The sequence below is a fragment of the Escherichia sp. R1 genome, from assembly GCF_003000935.1.
Classification (GTDB): Bacteria; Pseudomonadota; Gammaproteobacteria; order Enterobacterales; family Enterobacteriaceae; genus Escherichia; species Escherichia coli.
In genome coordinates this window covers 1-17,209 of record NZ_PSRU01000037.1, presented here as the reverse complement: position 1 = coordinate 17,209, position 17,209 = coordinate 1, and the positions used below count along the sequence as shown (strand labels likewise).

General features: G+C 48.2%; 13 protein-coding genes and 8 pseudogenes. 5 read left to right on the top strand and 16 right to left on the bottom strand.

The genetic code is table 11. The features are described 5' to 3' along the window. Nucleotides 1-112, top strand: a 112-nt coding sequence (locus C4F37_RS25770; RefSeq protein WP_001691633.1) for an IS1 family transposase, incomplete at its 5' end; no start/stop codon positions are given. A 179-nt stretch (nucleotides 113-291) separates the two neighbouring features. On the opposite strand, the pseudogene C4F37_RS25765 reads toward C4F37_RS25770, so the two are convergent. The 3 pseudogenes from C4F37_RS25765 to C4F37_RS25755 form a co-directional block, all read right to left on the bottom strand. Then, nucleotides 292-805: pseudogene (locus C4F37_RS25765) on the bottom strand (DinB/UmuC family translesion DNA polymerase); the annotation flags it as partial. A 60-nt stretch (nucleotides 806-865) separates the two neighbouring features. Continuing rightward, a pseudogene (locus C4F37_RS27605) lies at nucleotides 866-973 on the bottom strand (AAA family ATPase); the annotation flags it as partial. After that, a pseudogene (locus tag C4F37_RS25755) lies at nucleotides 966-1,295 on the bottom strand (hypothetical protein); the annotation flags it as partial. The pseudogenes C4F37_RS25755 and C4F37_RS27605, both read right to left, overlap by 8 nt. 745 nt (nucleotides 1,296-2,040) lie before the next feature. Between C4F37_RS25755 and C4F37_RS25745 the strand changes: the two are divergent. After that, on the top strand, nucleotides 2,041-3,018 hold the full coding sequence (locus C4F37_RS25745; RefSeq protein ID WP_000361611.1) for a RepB family plasmid replication initiator protein: 978 nt from the start codon (nucleotides 2,041-2,043) through the stop codon (nucleotides 3,016-3,018). A gap of 284 nt (nucleotides 3,019-3,302) precedes the next feature. Here C4F37_RS25745 and C4F37_RS25740 read toward each other — a convergent pair whose 3' ends face one another. Together C4F37_RS25740 and C4F37_RS25735 are read right to left on the bottom strand one after the other, a co-directional pair. After that, a complete protein-coding gene (locus C4F37_RS25740; RefSeq protein ID WP_001066953.1) occupies nucleotides 3,303-4,043 on the bottom strand; it encodes a tyrosine-type recombinase/integrase in 741 nt (246 codons plus the stop codon). 120 nt (nucleotides 4,044-4,163) lie between these two features. Further along, nucleotides 4,164-4,352: a hypothetical protein gene (locus C4F37_RS25735; RefSeq protein ID WP_001309252.1), complete on the bottom strand. Its 189-nt coding sequence runs from the start codon at nucleotides 4,350-4,352 to the stop codon at nucleotides 4,164-4,166. Between the two features lie 366 nt (nucleotides 4,353-4,718). Here C4F37_RS25735 and C4F37_RS25730 point away from each other — a divergent pair, with 366 nt between their 5' ends. Further along, the gene (locus C4F37_RS25730) at nucleotides 4,719-5,888 is read left to right on the top strand and encodes a hypothetical protein (protein ID WP_001072358.1); all 1,170 of its coding nucleotides are present in this window, start codon (nucleotides 4,719-4,721) and stop codon (nucleotides 5,886-5,888) included. 225 nt (nucleotides 5,889-6,113) lie between these two features. Here C4F37_RS25730 and C4F37_RS25725 read toward each other — a convergent pair. The 3 genes and pseudogenes from C4F37_RS25725 to C4F37_RS25715 all read right to left on the bottom strand — a co-directional run. Continuing rightward, nucleotides 6,114-6,289: pseudogene (locus tag C4F37_RS25725) on the bottom strand (IS3 family transposase); the annotation flags it as partial. A 445-nt stretch (nucleotides 6,290-6,734) separates the two neighbouring features. Next, a complete protein-coding gene (locus C4F37_RS25720; RefSeq protein ID WP_001322642.1) occupies nucleotides 6,735-7,007 on the bottom strand; it encodes an adhesin biosynthesis transcription regulatory family protein in 273 nt (90 codons plus the stop codon). Between the two features lie 521 nt (nucleotides 7,008-7,528). Next, nucleotides 7,529-7,968 (bottom strand): annotated as a pseudogene (locus C4F37_RS25715) (transposase); the annotation flags it as partial. A 281-nt stretch (nucleotides 7,969-8,249) separates the two neighbouring features. On the opposite strand from C4F37_RS25715, the gene C4F37_RS25710 reads away from it, so the two are divergent. Further along, complete coding sequence (locus C4F37_RS25710) at nucleotides 8,250-10,220, top strand: TonB-dependent hemoglobin/transferrin/lactoferrin family receptor (RefSeq protein WP_001298664.1); 1,971 nt, start codon at nucleotides 8,250-8,252, stop codon at nucleotides 10,218-10,220. 6 nt (nucleotides 10,221-10,226) lie between these two features. Then, entirely contained in the window at nucleotides 10,227-11,018 is a 792-nt protein-coding gene (locus C4F37_RS25705) for a DUF4198 domain-containing protein (protein ID WP_000977394.1), read from the top strand. A gap of 62 nt (nucleotides 11,019-11,080) precedes the next feature. On the opposite strand, the pseudogene tnpC (C4F37_RS25700) reads toward C4F37_RS25705, so the two are convergent. The 8 genes and pseudogenes from tnpC (C4F37_RS25700) to ltrA form a co-directional block, all read right to left on the bottom strand. Further along, nucleotides 11,081-11,689: pseudogene (tnpC, locus tag C4F37_RS25700) on the bottom strand (IS66 family transposase); the annotation flags it as partial. A 67-nt stretch (nucleotides 11,690-11,756) separates the two neighbouring features. Continuing rightward, complete coding sequence (gene istB / locus C4F37_RS25695) at nucleotides 11,757-12,539, bottom strand: IS21-like element IS100kyp family helper ATPase IstB (protein WP_001300609.1); 783 nt, start codon at nucleotides 12,537-12,539, stop codon at nucleotides 11,757-11,759. Next, entirely contained in the window at nucleotides 12,536-13,558 is a 1,023-nt protein-coding gene (gene istA, locus C4F37_RS25690; protein WP_001310017.1) for an IS21-like element IS100 family transposase, read from the bottom strand. Before istA ends, istB begins: the two co-directional genes overlap by 4 nt. 85 nt (nucleotides 13,559-13,643) lie before the next feature. Continuing rightward, nucleotides 13,644-14,589: pseudogene (tnpC, locus tag C4F37_RS25685) on the bottom strand (IS66 family transposase); the annotation flags it as partial. Nucleotides 14,590-14,637: 48 nt separating this feature from the next. After that, a complete protein-coding gene (tnpB, locus tag C4F37_RS25680; protein ID WP_000612626.1) occupies nucleotides 14,638-14,985 on the bottom strand; it encodes an IS66 family insertion sequence element accessory protein TnpB in 348 nt (115 codons plus the stop codon). Then, entirely contained in the window at nucleotides 14,982-15,386 is a 405-nt protein-coding gene (gene tnpA / locus C4F37_RS25675; protein ID WP_000839179.1) for an IS66-like element accessory protein TnpA, read from the bottom strand. Before tnpA ends, tnpB begins: the two co-directional genes overlap by 4 nt. A gap of 79 nt (nucleotides 15,387-15,465) precedes the next feature. Beyond that, a pseudogene (locus tag C4F37_RS25670) lies at nucleotides 15,466-15,804 on the bottom strand (DDE-type integrase/transposase/recombinase); the annotation flags it as partial. An 83-nt stretch (nucleotides 15,805-15,887) separates the two neighbouring features. Continuing rightward, nucleotides 15,888-17,209 (bottom strand): group II intron reverse transcriptase/maturase (ltrA, locus tag C4F37_RS25665; protein ID WP_052956536.1); only part of this gene is annotated, 1,322 nt, incomplete at its 5' end.

Sequence of the window (17,209 nt, the reverse complement as noted above, 5' to 3'; positions counted from 1 at the left end):
TCTGAGGCAGCACCTGGCACGGCTGGGACGGAAGTCGCTGTCGTTCTCAAAATCGGTGGAGCTGCATGACAAAGTCATCGGGCATTATCTGAACATAAAACACTATCAATAAGTTGGAGTCATTACCTGCTTTTTCGGTTGAAAAGAAATTGATTGAATTACTGGAAAAACAATCTGGTCTCCATACGTCTGTGGATTGCAGTACTCCCCTTACAGAGCAGAGTCTGTCGAGAAATGACGGTGAAGACCAGACCAGAAGAAACGCTGAAAATATGTTCGGAGATGACTGAACTAACCCAGCCTGGCCAGGGGAATATCTCGCCATTTAGTTGTATAACACTGACTCAACATTTCCCGTTTCATTTGCCATTCAGGGGCGGTTCCTCGCCCCGCAAACCACACTTTCCCTTTTCCCGACTGGTTCAGTTCATCGAGTGTTTTCATTAACTTTTCACTGTTTTTACGGGGCTGGATTTCATCAAATAATCCCGGCTGCGCTATACCCGATGGTGTGAAATCAGCCAGCATGACTCCTGCCTTCATATAGCGGTACCCTTCACGCCAGACATGGTTTAAGGCTCTGCATGCGGCGGCAATAATGTCCCGGCTGTCCTGTGTGGGCAATGAAAGCTTTTCCACAGCGGCATTGCTGTAACAGGGTTCAGGGGGATGTCCGTACAAATGTCGTCACCTGCCGGCAATACTGACTCTCCCCACGTAGTTTCTCTGCGGCCCGCTCTGCATACTGAACAACAGCCTGGTGCATGGCATCTTTGTCTGTGATTCGTTCACCAAAACTGCGACTATGTCAACGCCACGATGTTTGACCGTTATTTGCCATTTTCATGCCCGCTAAATACTTTCGTTACTGATGCTGTCCGCTTTGCACCATTTCATCATCACTGATTGGCGTTGTGTTTTTGGTCAGCACTCCAGCTTTACGTTTCTCTTTTAACCGGTAACTCTCTCCTTGTTCTTTTTGACGGACGCATTTTACGTTTGGGCTGGATGTAGTAACGCAGCATGGAACGTCCGCCCGTATAACCCATTGCCTTAATCTCCGCGAAGATAACCTCGCTATTCCAGACATTCTCTGCCAGGCGCATGTCGATGTAATCCATAAACGGTTTCAGCTTAACCATTTTGTGGCGGGTCTTTCTGGCTGGCGGTTCAGGGTATTTGAGGTAGCGTCTGACCGTCCGTTCAGAGCAACCAATCTGAGCCGCAATATCGACAATGTACGCGCCCTGCTGGCGCATTTGCTTTATCATGTAAAAGTCCTCTCTGCTCAGCATGTTGATGTCCTTTCTGGTGTGAGAACCTTAAGGAAACAACATGTTGGGTGGAGCGGACAATCCAAATGGTGAATTACCGTCTTATATCACTGGCGCTGACACCTGTAGTTTGTATACACAATCCCTGGCATTGAAACACACATATGAAGTGTACTTCGGATATGACCGTACGCTCAGGAAGTACGGCAGATTCCGTCAAAAATTACCTGTAAAGACAGACATCAGAAAAAACAGTGCTCGCCGCAGACCGGTGACCGGGCGAAGCCCGCGAACCGGCGAGGAAGCGCAATGTATCTGTAGTTACAGGGAGCAGGTACGCCCTGAAGCCCTTTCATAAAACGGTTGTGTGCGCTGTCCTTCTGGAATGATTTATCCACATATCCGGAGGCCCGATCCAGTAAACAGATCCATGAATGATCAACAAAGGATCCATTAAAGATCCCCATATCGCTGCAAACCTTGTCACTCATGGGCCGGGACCACGATCACATAAGCTGTGGCATGTTACTGATAAACTGTAACATGCTAATGATAAGCTGTATTCAGTAATCCATATACTGAAGTAAGTTAATGACATAAACTATGGTCAGTATGCCAGACTCAGTTGTTAAATACAGGCTGCAGGTTTTTCTTCAGTCAGTTAGCGGAGTTCTGACACACGATTTTCTGTTTATTCTTTTACTGTCCACAGGCTGGAGGCTTTCTGGAAAACGAAAATTCAGACATCAAAAAACTGTTCGGCGAGGTGGATAAGTCCTCCGGTGAGCTGGTGACACTGACACCAAACAATAACAACACCGTACAACCTGTGGCGCTGATGCGTCTGGGCGTTTTTGTACCGACCCTTAAATCACTGAAGAACAGTAAAAAAAATACACTGTCACGTACTGATGCCACGGAAGAGCTGACACGTCTTTCCCTGGCCCGTGCTGAGGGATTCGATAAGGTTGAGATCACCGGCCCCCGCCTGGATATGGATAATGATTTCAAGACCTGGGTGGGGATCATTCATTCCTTTGCCCGCCATAACGTGATTGGTGACAAAGTTGAACTGCCTTTTGTTGAGTTTGCAAAACTGTGTGGTATACCTTCAAGCCAGTCATCCCGCAGGCTGCGTGAGCGCATCAGCCCTTCCCTGAAGCGCATTGCCGGTACCGTGATTTCGTTTTCCCGTACCGATGAGAAGCACACCCGGGAATATATCACCCATCTGGTACAGTCAGCTTACTACGATACTGAGCGGGATATTGTGCAGTTACAGGCCGATCCCCGCCTGTTTGAACTGTACCAGTTTGACAGAAAAGTCCTTCTCCAGCTTAAGGCGATTAATGCCCTGAAGCGACGGGAGTCCGCCCAGGCACTCTACACCTTTATAGAGAGCCTGCCCCGGGATCCGGCACCGATATCGCTGGCGCGGCTGCGTGCACGCCTCAATCTGAAGTCTCCTGTATTTTCCCAGAACCAGACGGTCAGACGGGCAATGGAGCAGTTGCGCGAGATTGGATATCTTGATTACACGGAGATCCAGCGGGGGCGGACAAAATTCTTCTGTATTCACTACCGGCGTCCCCGGTTAAAAGCGCCGAATGACGAGAGTAAGGAAAATCCGTTGCAACCTTCACCTGCGGAAAAAGTCAGTCCGGAGATGGCGGAGAAGCTTGCCCTGCTTGAGAAACTGGGCATCACGCTGGATGACCTGGAAAAACTCTTCAAATCCCGCTGAACATAAACTGTAGTCAGTGAAGAGCGCTCCTTTACTGACTACAGCTTATATTAACCGGTGCAGTGAGTGGTCTGCTCACTGCAGTTTATATTCTGTTTCCTGCAGTGCTGTCTGTAGCTGAGCTGCCATCTGCCTGTCCCTTACGTAAGTGATCCCGTAACCTGATGCTGAGGCATTGCTCCCTTCATAAAACATGACTTACTCACTACAGCTTATATACATGCTCCAGCTTATGTTATGTCTGTTCTGCTGACCACAGCTTATATAAGGAAGCGCGTATGCCGTCACCTCAGGGGAGGCAGTGTACGCAGGATCTCCGCAGCATCCCGCCCGTCACCTGTGAAAGGCACTGCCAGCGTGGCAGCCATATCCAGTGCAAACACTCTGGTATAAACCTCCATCGAACGTGGATCCCTGTGACCAGCCAGTGCCTGGATGACTTTCCGGGGCTGGCGGTGATAGAGCATGTGCATGATATAGCTGTGCCGGAAGGTGTGTGGTGTGACCGGAATCGAAAAGTGTACCCCGTCAGCTTCGGCCCGTCTGACAGCCTGCTTCAGCCAGTTGCGCATGGTTTCGTCGGTCACGGCCCATAATGGTTCACGACGACGGGGCCGGGTGGTGATCATCCAGCTTTCCATCTGCCTGACATAGCTTATATCTGTCAGCGGCACCAGTCGCACTTCATCTTTTGGCGGGCGTCCGCGTCGCGCACGCACTTTTTCGGACAGGATCCGCACAAACGGTCTTACTCCATTCAGGTCAAATGATTCCGGCGTCAGCATCCGGGCTTCGCCAATACGCATTCCGGTATTCCAGAGGGTGGCGAACAGCATATGGTGACGCTGATCCGGCATATAGAAGAGAAGGGCACTCACTTCCGGGGCCAGCAGGTAGGCCGGTGTGGCCCCCGTGGAAGTGGCCATTCTTCTCAGGGAGAGCGCTGTTGCAAAATCCACCCCCGGCGCAATGGGTAACAGGGAGACGCGTTCTGGTGAATTCTGCAGGGGAATGACATTGTTCATGAGTTATTTTTCACGTAGCACACGCACTGTTTATGGATACAGGTATTCTGACCTGAACGCCCGGATCCTTCCACGACAATAAATCGCAGCGCGCGGATCCTTTTGTTTGCTTATCACGCATTATTGCGGGTAAAACCAAATACGTAAAGGTATGTTTTGCAGCAGGGATCCCGTATTAAGCCAGTCGTGGCGCGGGCTGAGGGCTGGTTTGCCGTTTTTGGGAGAATTGGGGTAATGCCAGGAACAGGCAGATACGGAGAAAAATCCTGCAGATAACCTTCTACGACAACTGAAGGTGTCTGACGCCATATTCTTAGCTACTTCTCAGTTTTAAGGCGGCTTAGTCACAACATAAGGTTATGCATAATAAGCATATTTTATTATGTTATGTTATGGTCTTGTTCATGCATGAACTGTTATCTATTCAGTCACTTTTAACGTTTTATATCATACTGCATATGACACAATCATCTTCTATATTCAGATTAAAAATATTATGACGACGATCAAATAAATTTAGTGAAATCATTACTTACAATAATATGTTTATGACATAATTTATCAAAAATATCCGACAACCTTCCTGAAAGGTTACTGCGAGGAGTCAAACAATGAAGTGTAATAACTTATTCACTCTTTTTTATGCTCTCTTTATAGCAAAACCAGGAAGTTAAAATGAATCAGAAGTGGAAGACGCTAATAGTTTCAGTATTAACACCATCAAGTATTATATCAGGGATTGCGTTGATAGTTCTCTGGGGATATTTCAGTCGTCTGGATCGACTTGATATTTTCTTTGATGTGATGAATATTAAAAGCATCTTGGTATTGGTTTGTTGTACAACTATTCTATCATTGATTATGATCATTTTTATTTTTTTTATAACATCTTTTTTTATACCAATAGTTATTCCTTATGATATAAAAAATCTTCCTGCTTACAATAAGATTCAGGGTAATTTTTTATCTGTAATGATGTTATCTGGCCTCTTCCCCATGGCCTTTATATACGTGTTATACTGTGCATTTGATTTTGACCAGAGTGTTAAAGATAACTCTGGCTGGTTATCTATTTTAAGTATAGGAGTACTAATAGTTGTTATTTCAGCCATAATAAACACGAGGTATCTTGAATATGACTTATCGTTTAAAAATAATAGAATGAAACTGTTGAGACGTGTTCAGATCTATCTTATCATTCCGTTGTCTATTGCTTTACTGGTGCATCTTCAGGTAATTCCACTGGAGATGGTTTTTAGGAATATTGAAACTTCAGATAAGAGTATTAATTTCAAAGTGATAGCTGAACTGGCTTTCATGTCATATTTTATTTTTATTCTGACAATACTTCCCGGCCTCATTTATCTAAAAATGAATCCACAGCATAAACTTTCTAAAAGAATTAGTTCTGCATTTGTCGCATCCTTGATGATATTATTAGTTATATCGACTCAAATAACCGTATTACCAGTAATTTTTACCCATTCAGTTATTAAGCTCTCAGGTATAAGTGACTTCAAAATACATAGCTACATTATTAAAACAAGTGAATATCCGGAGGAGTTTTTTTCCAATGCAGTATGGGGTAAAAAAAATATAAAACCGGGGGAATATTACTCTGTGCAGGCTGTTTCTATGTTTACGACAAACCAGTTTATTCTCCTTTGTCCCAAGGATATTATAAGGTTTTATCGGGAAAGCTGGAAGTTCGACCTGCTTAATGTAGACTTCGATACAAATACCAGGAAGAAACTCCAGGAAGAAGCAGCATATTGCGTACCAATTTCTGCAATATCTGTAAAACGATGGGATATGCCTCTTCAGGGCTCGAAACCCTCAAATTAGAAGGCCGCTCGTGCGACTGTATTAGATAGTAATGCGGTATGGAAAAATAGTGATGGCAAGATGAACTTGACTTGGCTAATCAAATACCGGCGTAGTGATTAGGAAACAGGGCTCGGATAACATTATTGCGCGGTTCATTGAACCTACTGATGACGCCGGATATATAGTCGTAAACCGTTTCGAACCAGTACTTATATCACCAGGAGAGTCCATATATGACCACCGTTTACAGTAAAAACGGTATCTGTTTTCTGATCCCTCCAGCGTCAAACTACCGTTGTAATGGTGAGGTCTGGTGCTATTGTAATAATTCAGAATATAATCTCTGATTTATTTCCGAACCTCGCCCTTGCCTGCGTAACCATCCGTCGCCCCCATCCTGTTTTCAGACTGCGGAAAAAGGCAAGTTTTTATCCCCCCACAGAGATTCAATCATATATCGCGTGTTTTGGAAGTGACAGTTCTTATTCCTGAGAATACTGCATGTGCAACACACTCGGCATCCATCGATACCACTTTTATCTCCAATAGGCAGGATAAAAAACAAGACTGTGAATTAAAGTAATCGGCAAATGAATGAGTTAGAAGATACTGAAAATGAATCAAGGACTAACCCCGTAGGGAATGAAAATAATAAAAGAACATCTTGTTTTTATTTTAATGAATGAGCATGTTCTTTTATATTAATAACAAAACCTATCATTAAACAAAATGATGAATGACAGAGTTTTCTTTAAAATAGCTTATATTATCTTACAGTAGCTGACATAGTGCAATATAAATTATCAGCTATGCCATAACGGCTTAGCAGTGTCTAAGCGTAAGAATCAAGACTTCAGTTACAGTTTACTCACGGTAGAAATATTTAAGAGCACTAACAATACTGTGTGTATAGTTTAGTTTTTTTAGGCATAGGCAAAAATAACTAATGGAAACATTGTTCCTTTCACAACTTTCTTGCTTTGAATAACCATCAACCAAATACTCCTTAAGAGCCATGATGTTTTTTTTACTTCTGATTGGTGATATTTCAATTAAAAGTGAAAAGTGTTCTCCATTCATACATGATTGAATTAGCTCTGTATTAAAGTTATTTCTTGGATAGGGGGAGGGAGTCATATATTATCTAACCTTATTTTTCTATTAAAGAATTGAAATAGAATAGACAGAAATGCTATTGGAGTAAGTATTTGATAGTAGGTAATTTACGCTCCTATATAGACTATTGTTACTCATATAATATTTTGGGGTGGCTTATGTTGTGACAGCGCCAGTTGTTAAAAACGTTGTACCGTCATACGGGATAATATAGAACAACCAATAACGATTACTGGTCTATGACCACCGCCAGAGATACAGAAAAGCTTTATCTGTAATGAGCTCAACTATATATCCCGTCAACTGCTGGTTCAGAGCGTTGTCGTAAAAATCCTGTGCAAATAAATTAGTCATATATCAAGCCATTTACGCGGTAACTGGCAGGTCTGAAATTTAACCTCCTGACGATGCAGGCTTGCATACATCCATAGTTTTACTTTGGTATGTGACTCTAAGTATGTAGATCATCAGTCCGGCATGGAACGCTGTTTTGACCCGCTAAAATCCTTACGGAAAAGTAAGGATGTGGATTTGCCCCTATATTTCCAGTCATCGGTTCGTCTGAGAATGACGTGCAACTGCGCACGCGACACCCGGAGACAACGGCTGACTAAGCTTACTCCCCATCCCCGGGCAATAAGGGCGCGTGCGCTATCCACTTTTTTGCACGCCCATATTCAACGGCTTCTTTAAGGAGTTCATTTTCCATCGTTTTTTTGCCGAGCAGGCGCTGGAGTTCTTTAATCTGCTTCATGGCAGCAGCAAGTTCAGAGGCAGGAACGACCTGTTCTCCTGCGGCCACAGCAGTAAGACTTCCCTCCTGGTATTGCTTGCGCCAGAGAAATAACTGGCTGGCTGCCACACCGTGTTGCCGGGCAACAAGGGAGACCGTCATTCCCGGTTCAAAGCTCTGCTGAACAATAGCGATCTTTTCCTGTGTAGTACGCCGTCTGCGTTTCTCCGGTCCTAAGACATCAATCATCTGTTCTCCAATGACTAGTCTAAAAACTAGTATTAAGACTATCACTTATTTAAGTGATATTGGTTGTCTGGAGATTCAGGGGGCCAGTCTAAATTCCGTATTGCTGGTTCTTTATCGGTAGAAAAATCAATATCCATAGCATCGGTCGCAGGCGCTGATACATTGCAGAGCGACCGGGTATTAGAGTCGCTATTCACTGGTTATCACTGAACGCTGCGTGATCAGGGTTGCATTAATAAAATGATATGTTATAACATATCAATATTAACATATATTTTCGCATGTATATGAACGTAATCAGAAACGTCATTTGTACATTAATCATACTCCCGATAGGGTTACAGGCAGAGACCAGTCATTCTTCTATGGCTAAAGATACAATCACCGTTGTCGCGACAGGAAATCAGAACACGGTATTTGAAACGCCGTCAATGGTCAGTGTCGTCACGAATGACACGCCATGGAGTCAGAATGCGGTCACATCAGCCGGCATGCTGAAAGGTGTTGCCGGTCTCAGCCAGACTGGTGCAGGACGGACCAATGGGCAGACCTTTAATCTACGCGGCTATGACAAAAGCGGGGTACTTGTTCTTGTTGACGGCATCCGTCAACTCAGTGACATGGCAAAAAGCAGTGGCACTTATCTGGATCCGGCACTCGTCAAACGTATCGAAGTTGTCCGCGGACCAAACTCCAGTCTGTACGGCAGTGGCGGGCTGGGAGGTGTTGTGGACTTCAGAACTGCCGATGCAGCAGATTTCCTTCCCCCCGGAGAGACAAACGGTTTAAGTCTGTGGGGAAATATCGCCAGTGGTGACCACAGCACAGGCTCGGGGCTCACCTGGTTCGGTAAAACCGGAAAAACAGATGCGCTCCTTTCTGTCATTATGCGTAAAAGAGGTAATATCTATCAAAGTGATGGTGAGCGCGCACCTAACAAGGAAAAACCTGCAGCCCTGTTTGCGAAAGGCTCTGTCGGTATAACAGACAGTAACAAAGCAGGTGCCAGCTTGCGTCTCTACCGGAATAACACCACTGAACCGGGCAATCCCACTCAGACACATGGTGACAGCGGCCTGCGTGACAGAAAAACAGTACAAAATGACGTACAGTTCTGGTACCAGTACGCTCCTGTGGATAACAGCCTCATCAATGTAAAGTCAACTTTATATCTCAGTGATATCACTATCAAGACAAACGGTCACAACAAAACGGCAGAATGGAGAAACAACAGAACCTCCGGTGTTAATGTTGTCAACAGGAGTCATACTCTGATTTTTCCGGGAGCCCATCAGTTAAGTTATGGCGCTGAATATTACCGTCAGCAGCAGAAGCCAGAAGGCTCTGCCACACTATATCCGGAAGGAAACATTGACTTTACATCGTTGTATTTCCAGGATGAAATGACAATGAAAAGCTACCCGGTTAACATTATCGTCGGTTCCCGCTATGACCGGTACAAGAGCTTCAATCCCCGTGCCGGAGAACTGAAAGCCGAACGCCTGTCCCCAAGGGCGGCGATTTCAGTCTCACCGACAGACTGGCTGATGATGTACGGCTCCATATCCTCTGCATTCCGTGCCCCCACAATGGCAGAAATGTACAGGGATGATGTACATTTTTACCGCAAGGGTAAACCCAATTACTGGGTACCTAACCTTAATCTGAAACCAGAAAATAACATTACCCGTGAGATTGGCGCAGGTATTCAACTGGACGGCCTGCTTACAGGCAATGATCGGCTGCAGTTGAAAGGCGGATATTTCGGAACGGATGCCAGAAACTATATTGCCACGCGCGTGGATATGAAACGGATGCGTTCTTATTCTTATAATGTATCCCGGGCCCGTATCTGGGGATGGGATATGCAGGGAAATTACCAGTCTGATTATTTTGACTGGATGCTTTCTTATAACCGCACGGAAAGTATGGATGCCAGCAGCAGGGAATGGCTGGGCTCCGGCAATCCTGACACACTCATCAGTGACATAAGTATACCTGTTGGTCATGGAGGAGTTTCTGCCGGATGGCGTGCTGAACTTTCGGCAGCAGCCACGCATGTGAAAAAAGGCGATCCCCATCAGGCTGGCTATGCCGTACATTCCTTTTCACTGTCTTATAAGCCTGTAAGTGTTAAAGGCTTTGAGGCATCAGTGACTCTGGATAATGCCTTCAACAAGCTTGCCATGAATGGCAAAGGAGTGCCGCTTTCAGGCAGAACTGTCAGTCTTTATACCCGTTATCAGTGGTAACAAATCATGATGAAAAATACAGGTTATATCTTAGCTCTTTGTCTGACAGCATCGGGGCATGTCCTGGCCCACGATGTCTGGATTACAGGTAAACAGGCAGAGAACAACATTACCGCAGAGATTGGTTATGGTCATAATTTCCCCTCAAAGGGCACAATTCCTGACAGAAGGAATTTCTTTGAAAATCCCCGGATTTATAACGGGAAAGAGACAATAACACTGAAGCCAGCGTCCACGGATTATGTCTATAAAACTGAGTCTGCAAGCAAAGATAATGGCTACGTTTTGTCAACATATATGAAACCGGGATACTGGTCGAGAACCTCTTCAGGATGGAAACCGGTCAGCCGGGAGGGCAGAAATGATGTGGCTTACTGTGAGTTTGTCACTAAATATGCGAAATCTTTTATTCCTGGTGAACAGCAGATGCCAGCACAACTCTATCAGTCTCCAACGGGGCATGAGCTTGAAATCATTCCGTTATCCGATATAAGTCGTTTCAGTGAAGATGTGAAGCTGAAAGTCCTGTATAAAACGTCCCCGCTCGCCGGAGCTATCATGGAGCTTGACTCGGTCAGTTATCTGAAATCATCCCGTCATACTCATGCAGTTGAGCACAAACATCCTGTTCATAAAGCAGAACTCACCTTTGTAACTAATGAGGATGGTATCGTCACAGTACCTTCTCTTCATATTGGACAGTGGCTGGCGAAAGTCCAAAATAAGAAAAGTTTTCAGGACAAAAGCCTGTGTGATGAAACTGTCGATGTGGCAACTTTAAGTTTCTCCCGAAATTAACAATACTATTCCCTGCCCTGAAATTGTAAGCGTGCAGCAAGAACCGTATTGACGGGGATGTGTTATTCAGTCGGCAGTGCTACGCGCCAGGGGAGCAATTCGCCGACCCGGTTTATCGGCCAGTCGGCTATGACGTCAAGGACATAGCGGAGGTAGCTTTCTGGCTCCACTCCGTTCAGTTTGCACGTCCCGATCAGGCTGTACAGCAGCGCTCCCCGCTCTCCTCCATGATCCGAACCGAAGAACAGGTAGTTTTTGCGGCCCAGACTGACCATCCGCAACGCATTTTCAGCGATGTTATTGTCCGCCTCAGCCCAGCCATCATCTGCATAGTACGTCAGCGCCGGCCACTGGTTCAGGGCGTATGCGAACGCTTTCGCCAGTTCTGAGTGTCGCGACAGGGTTTTCATCTTTTCACGCAGCCAGCTTTCCAGGGATTTCAGCAGCGGTTTCGTTTTCAACTGACGTTCGGCAAGGCGTTGCTCCGCCGTCATTCCCCTTATCTCTGCCTCGATGGCGTACAGTTCGCCGATCCGTTTCAGCGCTTCCTCCGTCAGGGCTGACGGGGTGCGAACGTGCACATCGTGGATTTTACGGCGGGCGTGAGCCCAACAGGCGGCTTCCGTTATCCGGCCATCCCGGTACAGCTCGTTGAACCCGGCGTATGCATCCTGTCAACGACGGATGAAAAGTGATCCACTTATATCTCCACCAACGGCCCAATATTGATCCACCGTTTTACTCAGGATTAGCTTCTGCTATAACCCCGGCCTTTCGTTTCTGTCTGAGTCGATAGCTTTCTCCTTTGATTTGAACGACATGTGAGTGGTGTAAGATACGGTCCAGCATCGCTGAGGTCAGTGCTGCATCACCGGCGAACGTTTGATCCCACTGCCCGAACGGCAGATTGGATGTCAGGATCATTGCGCTCTTTTCGTAACGTTTAGCGATGACCTGGAAGAACAGCTTTGCTTCTTCCTGACTGAACGGCAGATAGCCTATTTCATCAATGATGAGCAGGCGGGGGGCCATTACTCCACGCTGAAGCGTCGTTTTATAACGGCCCTGACGTTGTGCCGTAGATAACTGAAGTAACAGATCTGCTGCTGTTGTGAAGCGAACTTTGATACCTGCACGGACTGCTTCATAGCCCATCGCTATTGCCAGATGGGTTTTCCCCACACCTGATGGCCCCAGTAATACGATATTTTCATTACGTTCTATGAAGCTGAGTGAGCGTAACGACTGGAGTTGCTTCTGCGGTGCTCCGGTGGCGAATGTGAAGTCATACTCTTCGAACGTTTTCACCGCCGGGAAGGCTGCCATTCGGGTATACATCGCCTGTTTACGTTGATGACGTGCCAGTTTTTCTTCATGAAGCAGATGCTCCAGGAAGTCCATATAACTCCATTCCTGGTCTACTGCCTGTTGTGACAGCGCAGGCGCTGCGCTTATAAGGCTTTCCAGTTGCAACTGCCCGGCGAGCACCATCAGTCGTTGATGTTGCAGTTCCATCATCACGCCACTCCTCTGCAGAATGAGTCGTAGATGGAGAGTGGATGATGCAGGGGGTGTTTGTCGAAGTTCACCAGATTTTCATCAAGATGCACGTCATACTCTTTTTTCTCCGGAGGCAGTGCCAGCATGGACTGCTGCTCTTCGAGCCAGCGATCGCAGGGACGTGCCTGGATTGTTTCATGCTTTCGTTGGTTAGCGACATCGTGCAGCCAGCGCAGACCGTGGCGGTTGGCTGTTTCAACATCGACAGTGATCCCCATCGGGCGCAGGCGAGTCATTAGTGGGATGTAAAAACTGTTACGGGTGTACTGCACCATCCGTTCCACCTTACCTTTAGTCTGTGCCCTGAAGGGGCGACACAGTCGGGGAGAGAAGCCCATCTCCTTGCCGAACTGCCACAGCGAAGGATGGAACCGGTGCTGACCGGTCTGATATGCGTCACGTTGCAGAACCACAGTTTTCATATTGTCATACAACACTTCGCGCGGCACACCACCAAAGAAGCGGAACGCATTACGATGGCAGGTTTCCAGCGTGTCATAACGCATATTGTCAGTGAATTCGATGTACAACATTCGGCTGTATCCGAGAACAGCAACGAACACGTGAAGCGGTGAGCGGCCATTACGCATAGTGCCCCAGTCAACCTGCATCTGTCGTCCGGGTTCAGTTTCGAACCGAACGGCAGGCTCCTGCTCCTGAGGAACCGAGAGAGAACGAATGAATCCCCTGAGAATGGTCATTCCGCCACGATATCCCTGGTCTCTGATCTCGCGAGCGATTACCGTTGCCGGGATTTTGTAAGGATGAGCATCGGCGATGCGTTGACGAATATAATCCCGGTATTCATCCAGGAGTGAAGCAACAGCAGGTCGCGGCGTATATTTTGGCGGCTCAGATTTTGCCTGCAAATAACGTTTAACGGTATTGCGGGAGATCCCCAGTTCTCTGGCAATCGCCCGGCTACTCATTCCCTGCTTGTGCAGGATTTTAATTTCCATAACTGTCTCAAAAGTGACCATAAACTCTCCTGAATCAGGAGAGCAGATTACCCCCTGGATCTGATTTCAGGCGTTGGGTGTGGAGCACTATTGCACCGTTCGTGACAGCATCCGCCTGCAGTACACCACTGAACCCCGCAAGATGGGTCTGCGGATGGATGCCTTTTCTGTCCGGGCTGTAAGCGAACCACACCGCCGGCGCCAGCGTTGACCCGGCGTTACGGTCGTCACGAACGTAGGTCCATAACCGCCCGGTCTTCGTTTTCTTATTGCCTGGCAACAGCACCGGGACAGGCGTGTCATCAGCATGGAGCTTACCGTCAGTCAGCACATAGCCATGAAGCGCCTCTTCCAGCGGAGACAGCAGCCGGCAGCATGCATCCACCCAGCCCGACAGCAGTGAACGGCTCAGCTCCACACCTTGCCGGCCGTATATTTCTGACTGGCGATACAGCGGGGTGTGCTCTGCATACTTCGAGGTCAGCACGCGGGCCAGCAGCCCCGGTCCGGCGATACCCCGCTCGATGGGCCGCGAAGGTGCAGGTGCCTGCACGATGGCATCGCACTGAGTACAGGCATGTTTTTCCCGTACCGTCCGGATAACCCGGAAGGCGCTACGCATCAACTCCAGCTGTTCGGCGGTATCCTCGCCCAGATAGCTCAGTGAACCGCCGCAGTTCGGGCAGCACGGCGCCGCAGGCAACAGCCGCTTTTCGTCACGGGGTAGTGATTCAGGGAACGGCTTACGGGTGCGGGTCTGACGCAACGGACGCTGTACTGCCGGGTCATACACCCTACCAGTCAGCGTATCGCTCTCTATCGCTCTCTTTCTGAAGCCGGTTCAGATCGGCTTCCATTTGTGCGATACGGCGGGAGACTTTTTCGGAACGACTGCCGAAGTTCATCCGGCGGAGTTTATCCAGCTGCGCCTGCAGATGGTCTATTTCGCGTTCACGCTCGTTCAGCTTTTCCAGCAGGGCACGGTTCAGCGCCTCCTGTTCGGCAAGGAGACGTTTCAGTGCATTGATATCGTCAGGAAGTGAGCTGCTCATACCGGGTATATTACCAGGCTCATTCAGCGTCGACCAGGATAAAGAGGCTTACAACATAGTCAGGGACGTAAGCAGTCTTTTAGGCTGCCGCCAGTCGATACCTTCAAGGAGCATCGCCAGCTGTGCCGGTGTGAGGAACACTTTGCCATCCCGGGCTGACGGCCAGGCGAAGCGGCCGCGCTCCAGCCGTTTGGTCAGCAGACACAGTCCATCGCCGGTAGACCAGAGGAGCTTTACCTGACTGCCATTACGCCCACGGAAGATAAAAACGTGACCTGACATCGGATCGTCTTTCAGCGTCGTCTGCACCTTTGCCGCCAGGCCGTTGAAGCCGTTTCTCATATCGGTGATGCCAGCGACCAGCCAGATCTTTGTCCCTGATGGTAATGGGATCAACGTTTGAGCTCCCGTATCAGCAGGTTCAGGATATTTTCGCTGATGGCACCATTCAGACGGAGTGATCCGTGCCGGAACGTCACTTCACAGCTGATATTGAGTGATTCAGGTGTCGCAGCAGCTACAGGTTGTGACCGGGGGGAGGTTGTAGGGACAACATCTTCGGCATCAAGAGTTATCGGGAGCAGCTCAGGCACGTTGTTTTCTGTTGTTGAAGGAGGACGTAGTTTTCCTTCGCGCCAGTACTGGCGCCACTTGAACAGCAAATTATCGTTGATCCCATGCTCACGAGCGAGTTGCGCTACGGAGATCTCTGGTCGATGCGAGAGTTCAACCATTTTGATTTTGAACTCAACGGGATAATTAGGGCTTTTTTTACGCACTGCGGTTAATGATTTCATGGATAGCGTCCACCATATTTGGTGTCCACTATTCTCTCAGGAATTTCAGGATCTGCCAGACGGTGCTGAGACGACGCTTACGGTTTTTCCAGCTCTTACGGTGTATTACCTCCGCTTTGTAAAGGCCATTGATGCTCTCCGCCATCGCGTTGTCATACGAGTCACCAGTACTTCCTGTTGATGCCAGTAATCCGGCTTCCTTAAGCCGCTGTGTGTAGGCCAGCGATACATACTGAGAACCTTTATCACTGTGATGGACTGTGCCGGACGGTCGACGGGCCCATAACGCCTGCTCCAGAGCATCCAGCACGAATGTCGTTTCCATAGACGATGAGACCCGCCACCCCACGATGTATCCGGCAAACACATCAATGATGAACGCCACATAGACGACCCCCTGCCATGTGCTGAGTAGAGTAAGAGGCAGGGCGTAGTCGGACTATTTCCCTGCCTCTCCTCCCCGAACCGGACGTGCACCTTTCAGCGCATCCGGCTCTCCATTTAAATGCTGGCGAACGCCATTGCCACTTCTGTAAAGCGCGATGTATACGTGTTTCTGGTCTCCGTCCTCAGATAGGGATTACCTTCGGGTAGCCGCCAGCGGAACAGCTTCTTGCCTTGCCCCACCAACCAGTACAGTATTTCGCCGCTGAGCTTGCCGTGATTGGTTTTACCAAATAAAACCCACGTTTTGCTCTGACCCGGTTTCGGTGATTTACACCACCACCTCATCAGGGAAGCGATACCTGTACGGTATTTGCGGGCCAGCCAGTGAGCCAGCTTCCAGAACACGACACGGTCGATATAACTGAAGACTTTGGCCTTAAAATCAACGAACTGATAGAACATGGCCCAGCCTTTCAGTTTTCGGTTGAGTTGTTCAGCCATATCGACTTTGCTTTCACTGTAGTTGCCTGATAACAGTGCTGTCAGCGATGCGGCGAAGTTTCTGGCTTTCTCCTGCGGGATCGTTGAGACCACTCGCATCTCGCCATAACGACTGCGTTTGCGAATGATCCTGTGCCCCAGAAAGATAAAGCCGTCATTAACATGGGTGATTTTAGTCTTATCCATGTTCAGCCTGAGTTTCAGACTGCCTTCGAGCACACCCCGACACTCCTCCCTGATGGCTTCCGCCTGTGCTTTGGTGCCTTTGACGATGAGGACAAAATCATCGGCATAGCGGCAGTACGCCACCGCGGGTTTCCACTGCCAGTTTTCTCTGACCGCCGTACTTCGGCCCCGTTGGATACTGTTATTCCAGTACCACCGATCTTTTCTGGCTTTCCCGCTCAGGTAGCGCTCATGCAGGTATTGATCGAACTCATTCAGCATGATGTTCGATAATAGCGGCGATATAACACCGCCCTGTGGCACACCTTCACTGGCCGCCCGAAAGAGACCGACATCGATATGTCCCGCCTTGATGGTTTTCCACAGCAGAGTCATGAAACGTGCGTCACTGATCCTGCGGCGTACAGCCTTCATCAGCAGTCGATGATGTACGGTGTCGAAGTAACTGGACAGGTCGCCTTCAATCACCCAGCGTCCCCGGGTTTCACCACAGTCTGTGAGCTGTAATTTCACCGTGCGGATCGCGTGGTGGACACTGCGCTCAGGCCGGAAGCCATATGAGAGCGTATGAAAATCACTCTCCCATATCGGCTCCATCGCCATCAGCATGGCCCGCTGAACAATACGATCCCGCAACGCGGGGATACCCAGTGGTCGCAGTTTGCCGTTGCTTTTAGGGATGTAAACCCGTCTGGCGGGCAAGGGCTGGTAGTGGCCTGAGAGTAATTCATCCCTGAGGATTTGCAGCT